Source organism: Peribacillus deserti, from assembly GCF_016909175.1.
GTDB lineage: Bacteria > Bacillota > Bacilli > Bacillales > DSM-1321 > Paraperibacillus > Paraperibacillus deserti.
The window spans coordinates 1-2,242 of record NZ_JAFBFI010000046.1 but is presented as its reverse complement, the minus strand read 5'-3'; the positions used below and the strand labels follow the sequence as shown (position 1 = coordinate 2,242).

1 protein-coding gene, 9 tRNA genes and 1 rRNA gene are annotated in these 2,242 nt (G+C 44.8%); all 11 read right to left on the bottom strand.

Going from position 1 to position 2,242, the window contains the following annotated elements:
* Nucleotides 1–94 precede the first annotated feature (94 nt).
* The gene (gene rocF / locus JOC77_RS21030) at nt 95–991 is read right to left on the bottom strand and encodes an arginase (RefSeq protein WP_204548576.1); all 897 of its coding nucleotides are present in this window, start codon (nt 989–991) and stop codon (nt 95–97) included.
* 229 nt (nt 992–1,220) lie between these two features.
* Nucleotides 1,221–1,296 (bottom strand) — tRNA-Ala (locus JOC77_RS21025).
* An 18-nt stretch (nt 1,297–1,314) separates the two neighbouring features.
* Nucleotides 1,315–1,389: transfer RNA gene (locus JOC77_RS21020), tRNA-Gly, on the bottom strand.
* A gap of 13 nt (nt 1,390–1,402) precedes the next feature.
* Nucleotides 1,403–1,475 (bottom strand) — tRNA-Lys (locus JOC77_RS21015).
* Between the two features lie 3 nt (nt 1,476–1,478).
* Nucleotides 1,479–1,553 (bottom strand) — tRNA-Gln (locus JOC77_RS21010).
* A gap of 125 nt (nt 1,554–1,678) precedes the next feature.
* Nucleotides 1,679–1,763: transfer RNA gene (locus tag JOC77_RS21005), tRNA-Tyr, on the bottom strand.
* A 12-nt stretch (nt 1,764–1,775) separates the two neighbouring features.
* Nucleotides 1,776–1,851, bottom strand: a tRNA-Val gene (locus JOC77_RS21000).
* A gap of 6 nt (nt 1,852–1,857) precedes the next feature.
* Nucleotides 1,858–1,932: transfer RNA gene (locus JOC77_RS20995), tRNA-Glu, on the bottom strand.
* Nucleotides 1,933–1,952: 20 nt separating this feature from the next.
* Nucleotides 1,953–2,025: transfer RNA gene (locus JOC77_RS20990), tRNA-Thr, on the bottom strand.
* 1 nt (nt 2,026) lies between these two features.
* Nucleotides 2,027–2,101 (bottom strand) — tRNA-Asn (locus tag JOC77_RS20985).
* A gap of 36 nt (nt 2,102–2,137) precedes the next feature.
* Nucleotides 2,138–2,242, bottom strand: a 5S ribosomal RNA gene (gene rrf, locus JOC77_RS20980); the annotation flags it as partial.

Genomic DNA, 2,242 nt, shown 5'->3' with positions numbered 1-2,242 from the left:
TTTTCATCTAATGTTATTGCATTTATCTAGTTAAGTTCATCATGGTTCTTTAATAAAAGATATTAGAAAAGCACCGTTCTCCGCTTTTCTTGTATTATGCTAATTTTTCTCCGAATAATGAGCCCATTAATGCAACTGCAACCTTTGCTGTCCTGTTGCGTTCATCTAAGATGGGATTTACCTCGACAAATTCAGCCGAAGTGATAATTTCAGATTCAGCAAGCATTTCCATGGCAAGGTGGCTTTCACGATAAGAGATTCCACCCATTACTGGTGTGCCTACGCCTGGTGCATCAATCGGATCTAACCCGTCAAGATCAAGCGATAAATGAACGCCATCCGTTTTATCTTTAAGATAACTTATAGCTTCTTCCATAACTTTTGCCATCCCTAAGCGGTCTATTTCATGCATGGTATATACTTTAATGCCCTGTTCCTTAATTAATTCTTTTTCACCCTCGTCTAGTGCTCTTGCTCCTATTACCACTACATTTTCCGGCTTTATTTTCGGACCGTAGCCGTGGAGATTGGTAAGTACGGGATTTCCAAACCCCAAGCTGGCTGCTAGAGGAGTCCCGTGAATATTACCTGATGGCGAAGTTTCCTCTGTGTTTAAATCACCATGAGCATCATACCAAATAACTCCTAAGTTGCTGTAATGCTTGGCTACGCCGGCAAGTGTCCCAATGGCGATGCTATGATCCCCGCCAAGAACAAGAGGAAAATCACCGTTTTCTAATATTTTGTCGACCTTTTCAGCCAGCTTTTCATTTCCTTCTGCTACAAGCTTTAAGTTCTTAAGTCTTTCATTTGGATTATGCAGGCGTTCTGCACGTCCAATAATAATGTCCCCATTATCTTCAACATCATATTTCAGATGTTCTAAGCGCTCAATTACTCCAGCATAGCGGATGGCGCTAGGCCCCATATCAACCCCGCGGCGTGTCTGCCCTAAATCCATAGGCACTCCAACCAATGATATTTTTTTCATATATGATTTCCTCCTCTACCCTTATCTCTATCTATTTTATAAGTAAAAAAGGAATGACTCAACTCGACAAAAAAATGTATAAGTATGCGTTTTCAACAGGGCTACAAACGCCTTATCACTCTTGATATAAGCCTATGGTTATAGAAAACAGCAGCTGTCCAAAAAATAAAAAAAACCTTAAATCATTTTCAGATTTAAGGATAAATGGTGTATGTAGTAAAAAGTTAGATGGTGGAGCCTAGCGGGATCGAACCGCTGACCTCCTGCGTGCAAGGCAGGCGCTCTCCCAGCTGAGCTAAGGCCCCTTAAAAACGAAACTAGAGTGGAGCGGAAGACGGGATTCGAACCCGCGACCCCAACCTTGGCAAGGTTGTATTCTACCACTGAACTACTTCCGCCAAATATGAATGATGAGCCATGAAGGATTCGAACCTTCGACCCTCTGATTAAAAGTCAGATGCTCTACCGGCTGAGCTAATGGCTCATATGGCTGGGCTAGCTGGATTCGAACCAACGCATGACGGAGTCAAAGTCCGTTGCCTTACCGCTTGGCTATAGCCCATTAAAAAATAATGGTTAACTTCCTCAAAAGCTTTATGCCAATGAAATAGTTAACTGCATCTTGACAATATTAGATTTCCCAACATCTCGGAATATATAACATGTCTTTATTAAAAATTTAAGAAATGGTGGAGGGGGACGGATTCGAACCGCCGAACCCTGAGGGAGCGGATTTACAGTCCGCCGCGTTTAGCCACTTCGCTACCCCTCCGAAAGAAGTAAATGGTGGAGGATGACGGGATCGAACCGCCGACCCTCTGCTTGTAAGGCAGATGCTCTCCCAGCTGAGCTAATCCTCCAATATATGGTGACCCCTACGGGATTCGAACCCGTGTTACCGCCGTGAAAGGGCGGTGTCTTAACCGCTTGACCAAGGGGCCGACAACTTGTACAAATAAAAAGCTCCCAACCGGACTCGAACCGGTGACCTCTTCCTTACCATGGAAGTGCTCTACCTGCTGAGCTATGGAAGCATGGCTCCGCAGGTAGGACTCGAACCTACGACCGTTCGGTTAACAGCCGAATGCTCTACCACTGAGCTACTGCGGAATAATATGGTAAACTTCCTGACATATTAAAAAGCCAGCCTGGCAGTGTCCTACTCTCACAGGGGGAGATCCCCCAACTACCATCGGCGCTAAAGAGCTTAACTTCCGTGTTCGGGATGGGAACGGGTGTGGCCTCTTTGCC

Excerpts from the sequence above, each read along its gene's own strand:
- rocF (WP_204548576.1), bottom strand. The coding sequence starts at position 991 with ATGAAAAAAATATCATTGGTTGGAGTGCCTATGGATTTAGGGCAGACA.